Genomic DNA, 6,628 nt, shown 5'->3' with positions numbered 1-6,628 from the left:
TCTCAGCGCCGATGGTAGTTGGGGGTTTCCCCCTGTGAGAGTAGGACGCCGCCAAGCGCATACAAAAGAACAGCCGATGATGGTTGTTCTTTTTTTATTTTCATTAGATACGGAGAAACCATCCGACACACCGTTTCGCTTAATTAATTACGATTATCGCTTAATTCCTGGATTTTCCGCTTAATTAAGCCAAGATTCCGCTTAATTCCTCCGTACTTTCGCGCGAATCACCGGAATTTCCGCTTAATTCTTTTTTATCACTCAATAAATTGTTAGGATTTTCCAATACAATGCCTTGATTTTCTGATTTCTTTAATTCATTCGCAAAAACGCCCAAGTTCGGGAAGTAAGTAACAGTATTTATAAGTACGTCAAAACTAGTTCATGGCAAGATTCAAGGAAAAACTCATCTCCGGCCTGTTATTATTATATTCTGATCGAAGCCGATATGTAGTATAGACATACACTTAATTAGCATGTAATACATACAATGGAGCACTGAGGAATATTCGAAAAATTGTATACAAATACAGTTGTTTGGTGAGAATAGGGGTGTGGAGGTGGAGTATTGAACAATTTGTTAGCGAAGAAACAGACGGGGAAAACATGTGTCGTTTGCGAACAAATAAAATGGAGGGGCATACATCTATACACTTCTTTTATATGTATTGATTGTGAACATGATCTTATTATTACGGATACGGATGATCCTAAATATAAGTACTTTTTGAAACAGTTAAAAAAGATAACTAAACCTGAAATTCATTCATGAAGGCTTCCGAAACGGAGGCTTTCTTTTTTGCCATTTCCATGATGAGGCGTTTGTGCGCCATTTCTTGTGCAGCAAATCTAAACAGAGACAAACGGGTGCGCTCGGGATGTATTATTAAAAAAGGAGCAGCCGAAGGTTTATTTTGATAAAATAGATAAGAATCTTGAATAAGAAATCGGTGATAACATGGATCAAAAAGAAACGCCTTTATTAGAGGCTTTAGTTCGCCATAGTGAAAAGAAGCCGATTTCGTTGCATGTCCCTGGCCATAAGTATGGTTCGTTATTTCCTATAGAAAAAGATTTTGGCTTTGCGAAATTTTTACAGCTTGATGCGACGGAATTGACAGGATTGGATGATCTTCATTCGCCTGAGGGAGTCATTTTGGCGGCAGAAAGGCTCCTGGCTGAATTATACGGTGTCAAAGAGAGCTTTTTTTTAGTTAATGGATCGACGGGTGGCAATCTCGCGATGATATTGGCTGCGATTAAAGAGGACGACATTGTCCTTGTGCAGAGAAATTGCCATAAATCGATTTTAAATGGAATCGAGCTTGCTGGGGGAAATCCCGTGTTTTTAGGGCCGATGCTGGACGAGGAATGGCAGGTTGCCGGAGGAGTATCAATCGAAACTGTAGAAGAGGCCATCTATTTGTATCCGCATGCTAAAGCTATTATCGTCACATATCCAAACTATTACGGTCTTACTTATGACTTAAAAAGTATTATAAATGTGGCTCACCAGCATGATATACCAGTACTTGTTGATGAGGCACACGGTGCTCATTTTATCGCGGGCCGTCCCTTTCCGTTGTCCGCAGTTGAGTTGGGGGCGGATATCACCGTCCAGTCGGCGCACAAGACGCTGCCGGCAATGACAATGGGCTCGTTTTTGCATTTTAATAGTCAACTGTTATCGGTGGACACTTTAAAATATTATTTGCGAGTTATCCAATCGAGCAGCCCTTCTTATCCGATTTTGGCTTCTTTAGACGTAGCCAGGAGCTATTTGGCTTCTTTCAATCAGTATGACCTTGATTACACGGAGAAGGCCGTGAGACTTTTTAAGCAGGAATTATCAAACATAGAAGGGGTAAAGGTTTTGGAGAGCGGCAATGGCGATTTATTAAAATTAACGTTGCAATCAACATGTACCCTGAATGGATTTGATATACAGAAGCGGATGGAGCAGGAAGGTGTATTTGTCGAGCTGGCAGATCCGAATAATGTTCTTTTTGTTCTTCCATTATTAAAACAAGATCAGGAATATCCATTTGCACTGGTTATTGATAAACTGACGAGAGCGCTGAAAAATGAATTCGATCAGGTAAATGAACAAAGGGATGTTTTTTTTAAGAAGAAGCCTGTTTCACCGCTCCTTTTAAGTGGAAAACAGGCAAAAAATTTAGAAATAGAAGAACTGCATTTTAGTGAAGCAGCCGGGCAAATCTGTGCTGAAATGATCGTGCCTTATCCTCCAGGCATTCCTTTACTATATCCTGGAGAATTAATTGATCAAGCAGATATGGAAAGCCTTAACCTCCTTCTCAAAAGTGGAGCGCGGTTCCAAGGGGGAGAGGCTTTGCTGGAAAGAAAAATAAAGGTATACAAAATACAGAAAGAGTTCTCATCTGGGGGTTAAAGAATGAAAAAAGGAATCTTTATTTCGGTTGAAGGTCCAGAAGGGGCTGGCAAGACAACTGTGCTCAGCCTGCTTGCAAAGGAGCTTGAAACGGAAGGCCATAAAGTCATGATGACGAGGGAACCGGGCGGGATTGATATCGCTGAACAGATTCGCAAGGTAATCCTTAATACACATAATACAGCTATGGACCCTCGGACAGAGGCGTTATTATACGCCGCTGCAAGAAGGCAGCATCTCGTTGAAAAAGTGAAACCTGCGCTCGAAGATGGTGCTGTTGTATTGTGTGACCGCTTCATCGATAGCTCGCTCGCTTACCAGGGCTACGCACGAGGACTTGGAATTGATGAAGTATTATCGATTAACCAGTTTGCTATTGAGCAAATGATGCCTTCTGTAACCCTATACTTTGATATTGATCCGGAAGAAGGTTTGGGACGAATCAGCAAAAATGCGGGCAGGGAAGTAAACCGGCTCGATTTGGAAACGATTGAGTTCCATTATAAAGTAAGGGAAGGTTATTATATTTTAATGAAAAGATTCCCTGAAAGAATACACAGAATCGATGCTTCCCAGCCTATTCAAAACGTGTATGAGCAATCAGCAGAAAAAATAAAAAAAACCATCGATAAACCAGTGTGAATTTTTACAGGTTACATATGGAAATAATGAGGGACAGGCATAAAGTTACATTGGTCCAATTTTGTCAATAAAAATTTTCAAGCAGATTTAAGAGCGAAATTCCTATTTTTGTAAAAAGAAGGCTATCAGCAATCGAAATACCTGCTATAATAAGAATAAATGGATTTTCGGAAAAAAATTTGGAAACAAGCCAAACGCTTTTTCCTATTAAGGAGGATGAAAAAATGAAGTTAATCATTGCAGTTGTTCAGGACCAGGATAGCAATCGTTTATCAACAGCTTTAATGGCAAATAATTTCCGGGCTACAAAACTCGCTACAACAGGCGGCTTTTTAAAATCAGGAAATACGACTTTCATGGTCGGTACCGACGATATTCGAGTGGACCGCGCTCTGCAAATCATCAAGGAAAACTGTAAATCAAGAGACCAGCTGGTTGCACCTGTCTCACCGATGGGCGGTAATGCAGATTCGTATGTTCCATACCCGGTAGAAGTTGAAGTAGGCGGGGCAACCGTGTTTGTTCTTCCAGTCGATCAATTTCTCCAATTTTAAGGAAACATCCGGAGGTTTCATTATGAAAATTAACCAAGATATGCGGTTAAATCTCGATAAAGGCCGCCATGAGCAGAAACAGCAAAATGTTGTCGGGATAAAATTCAACGAATACGTTCAAAAGCAAGATCAAAAGATGCAAGTGACACAGCTCCAGCGGCTGATGGGTGATATCGACCAGGCAGGCGACCGGCTGGCCCGGTCACGGACATTTAAGGACTTAGCCAAGTTTAAAGCGCTTGTGAAACGATTTGTTAAGGAAACAGTCGATTTCGGGATGGAACTCAAGCAATCCCACAGTTGGAATCAATTTGGACAGGGCCGTTCCTTAAAAATTGTTGACACGATTGATGACAAGCTAGTCGAACTAACAGACAATGTCATGAAGCAAGAAGAAACATCAATTCATATTTTAGGGAAGATCGGGGAAATCAAAGGACTTCTCATTAATTTATACACGTAAGAGAGTGATTGGATTGGCTAGGACATGGGAGCAATTAGAGGAAATACAGCCGACAGTGTTAAAAATGGTTCAAAACAGCCTGGTAAAGGACCGTGTGGCGCATGCTTATTTATTTGAGGGTGCAAGAGGTACGGGAAAGAAGGACGCAGGCCTGCTTCTGGCGAAAAGCCTTTTTTGTCAAAATCCAGCGAACGGTTATGAACCTTGTGAAAGCTGTTTAAATTGTAAGAGGATTAACAGCGGAAACCATCCTGATATTCATGTAGTTGAGCCTGATGGCCTTTCCATCAAAAAAAGCCAAATTCAAGCACTGCAAGAAGAATTCTCAAAAACGGGCGTGGAATCGAAACGAAAGCTATATTTGATTGTTCATGCTGATCGAATGACTGTAAATGCAGCGAACAGTCTCCTGAAGTTTTTGGAGGAGCCTCATGCTCAAACGTTTGCGATCTTAATCACTGAACAAGCCCAGCAAATATTGCCGACGATTCTCTCTAGGTGCCAAATTATTACATTTAAGCCTTTACCTCCAGAAAAAATGGCGAGCCAGCTTGTTGAAAATGGCGTAACAGCGAGCATGGCGCCGCTGCTTTCCCAGCTGACAAATAATTTAACTGAAGCATTGGAGCTTAGCAATGACGATTGGTTTGCACAAGCTCAAAAAATAGTGTTAAAATTATATGAAGTGCTTAAAAAGAATCCCCTTGAAGCAATGGTCAACCTTCAGGAGAATTGGTTTCTGCACTTTAAAGAGAAAGATCAGCTTGATCGTGGTTTAGATTTACTACTTCTTGTATTTAAGGATTTATTATATATCCAGATCGGAAAGCAGGAGCAGATTGTTTATACAAGCGAAAAATCACGCTTGGAGCAATATGCTTTGCAAACATCGGGACGGCGTCTAATCGAACAGATGACGGCCATTTTAGAAGCAAAAAGAAAGCTGCATGCAAATATGAATCCGCAGCTGTTAATGGAACAGCTTGTGTTAAAATTGCAGGAGGGATCTTCATTTGTATGATGTAGTAGGTGTACGCTTTAAAAAAGCTGGCAAAATATATTATTTTGATCCCGGGGAGCTCTCAATTCAAAAAGGGGACTTCGTTATTGTAGAAACGGTTCGGGGTGTAGAGTACGGGAAAGTAGTGATCGCCCGTAAGCAGGTTGAACAAAATGATGTAGTCCTCCCTCTTAAAAAAGTCTTGAGAATTGCAGATCACAAGGATCGGTTGATTGTCGAAGAGAACAAACAGGCAGCAAAGGAATCATATGATATTTGCTGTGAAAAAGTAAATGGACATCAATTAGATATGAAGCTTGTAGATGTGGAATATACATTTGACCGGAATAAAGTTATATTCTACTTTACAGCGGATGGACGAGTTGATTTTCGAGAGCTAGTCAAGGATTTAGCAGCGATCTTTCGGACTAGAATTGAATTGCGCCAAATCGGTGTTCGGGATGAAGCGAAAATGCTGGGCGGAATTGGCCCGTGCGGAAGAATGCTTTGCTGTTCAACGTTTTTAGGAGATTTTGATCCGGTTTCGATTAAAATGGCGAAAGACCAAAATTTATCGTTAAACCCTACCAAGATTTCCGGTTTATGCGGTCGTCTTATGTGTTGTTTAAAATATGAAAATGATGAGTATGAATTAGCAAAAGAACAGCTTCCGGACTTGGGTGAGTTTATTAAAACCCCTAGTGGACGCGGCAAGGTTGTCGGTTTAAATATATTGGAACGCGTCCTGCAAGTGGAGTTATCTGAACCTGATCGCGTTCTGGAGTACACGCTGGATGAAATTTTAAAAGAAGGCGCTGTCTCGCTACAATCAACAGATTAGTAATAGGAACAAGCGGCTTCAGCTTGTTCATAGGTATCGAGCATTGGAAGCCACAATAGGAACGAGGCTGTTTTTTTAGCCGCAACAAACAAGGCAACACGACAAACATCTTCGAATGACCATCATGGAGCCTTGCAACGGGACGAACATAGTTTCTTCGACTTTGCTATGCTGCAGAAGCATTTTATACTTGGAAGGATGCTTCTGTGACTGGTTTATGACCTTAGGAAGCTAGGAGCCGTAGCTGGACAATGAGGTGGAACGCGTGGATAAAAAAGAAATTTTTGATTCAGTTACAAATATGGAAACTCAGATCGGCCAGTTGTACCGCCAGCTTGGGGAGCTTAAAGTCCATCTTGCGGAAATACTGGAAGAGAATAATTCTTTAAAAATTGAGAATGACCTTTTAAGGCTCCGTCTGGAGAAAACTACAGAAAAAGAGCAGCAAAATGCCGGCAAGGGAAAAGAGGGTGACAGCCATTCGGAACAGGATGGCAAACATCCTCTTGATATTGGTGAAGGCTATGATAACCTTGCCCGCCTTTATCAGGAAGGGTTTCATATTTGCAATTTGCATTTTGGAAGCCCCCGTAAGGAAGGCGATTGCCTGTTTTGTTTATCTTTTTTAAATAAGAAATAAGCTCAGCCTTCCTTATTGCAGGAAGGCTGTTTTTCTCCTGTCATACAACAAAGATCTTTTACATAACAACAAATA

9 protein-coding genes are annotated in these 6,628 nt (G+C 41.1%); all 9 read left to right on the top strand.

What is annotated here, in order from left to right:
* Positions 1-184 (top strand): hypothetical protein (locus tag CVD23_RS22015; RefSeq protein ID WP_219619930.1); only part of this gene is annotated, 184 nt, incomplete at its 5' end.
* Positions 185-568: 384 nt separating this feature from the next.
* Complete coding sequence (locus tag CVD23_RS15125) at positions 569-772, top strand: sigma factor G inhibitor Gin (RefSeq protein ID WP_101666474.1); 204 nt, start codon at positions 569-571, stop codon at positions 770-772.
* A gap of 186 nt (positions 773-958) precedes the next feature.
* The gene (locus tag CVD23_RS15120) at positions 959-2,413 is read left to right on the top strand and encodes an aminotransferase class I/II-fold pyridoxal phosphate-dependent enzyme (RefSeq protein ID WP_101666473.1); all 1,455 of its coding nucleotides are present in this window, start codon (positions 959-961) and stop codon (positions 2,411-2,413) included.
* A gap of 3 nt (positions 2,414-2,416) precedes the next feature.
* Positions 2,417-3,055, top strand: a complete 639-nt coding sequence (gene tmk, locus CVD23_RS15115; protein ID WP_101578966.1) for a dTMP kinase — start codon at positions 2,417-2,419, stop codon at positions 3,053-3,055.
* Between the two features lie 224 nt (positions 3,056-3,279).
* Positions 3,280-3,609 carry a cyclic-di-AMP receptor gene (locus CVD23_RS15110; RefSeq protein ID WP_101578965.1) on the top strand — a complete coding sequence of 110 codons (330 nt, stop codon included), beginning with the start codon at positions 3,280-3,282 and terminating at the stop codon, positions 3,607-3,609.
* Between the two features lie 22 nt (positions 3,610-3,631).
* Positions 3,632-4,072 carry a YaaR family protein gene (locus CVD23_RS15105; RefSeq protein ID WP_101666472.1) on the top strand — a complete coding sequence of 147 codons (441 nt, stop codon included), beginning with the start codon at positions 3,632-3,634 and terminating at the stop codon, positions 4,070-4,072.
* Between the two features lie 13 nt (positions 4,073-4,085).
* The gene (holB, locus tag CVD23_RS15100) at positions 4,086-5,093 is read left to right on the top strand and encodes a DNA polymerase III subunit delta' (protein WP_101578963.1); all 1,008 of its coding nucleotides are present in this window, start codon (positions 4,086-4,088) and stop codon (positions 5,091-5,093) included.
* The gene (locus CVD23_RS15095) at positions 5,086-5,913 is read left to right on the top strand and encodes a PSP1 domain-containing protein (protein ID WP_101666471.1); all 828 of its coding nucleotides are present in this window, start codon (positions 5,086-5,088) and stop codon (positions 5,911-5,913) included. Before holB ends, CVD23_RS15095 begins: the two co-directional genes overlap by 8 nt.
* Positions 5,914-6,178: 265 nt before the next feature.
* Positions 6,179-6,553, top strand: coding sequence for a DNA replication initiation control protein YabA (gene yabA / locus CVD23_RS15090; protein ID WP_101666470.1), 375 nt, complete (start codon positions 6,179-6,181; stop codon positions 6,551-6,553).
* Positions 6,554-6,628: the final 75 nt, after the last annotated feature.

This window comes from Bacillus sp. V33-4, from assembly GCF_002860225.1.
Classification (GTDB): Bacteria; Bacillota; Bacilli; order Bacillales; family Cytobacillaceae; genus Bacillus_BJ; species Bacillus_BJ canaveralius.
This window is presented reverse-complemented; position numbering and strand designations above follow the sequence as displayed.

Coding starts and splice junctions, on each gene's coding strand:
- CVD23_RS15120 (WP_101666473.1), top strand. CDS start 959: ATGGATCAAAAAGAAACGCCTTTATTAGAGGCTTTAGTTCGCCATAGT.
- CVD23_RS15105 (WP_101666472.1), top strand. CDS start 3,632: ATGAAAATTAACCAAGATATGCGGTTAAATCTCGATAAAGGCCGCCAT.
- CVD23_RS15110 (WP_101578965.1), top strand. CDS start 3,280: ATGAAGTTAATCATTGCAGTTGTTCAGGACCAGGATAGCAATCGTTTA.
- tmk (WP_101578966.1), top strand. CDS start 2,417: ATGAAAAAAGGAATCTTTATTTCGGTTGAAGGTCCAGAAGGGGCTGGC.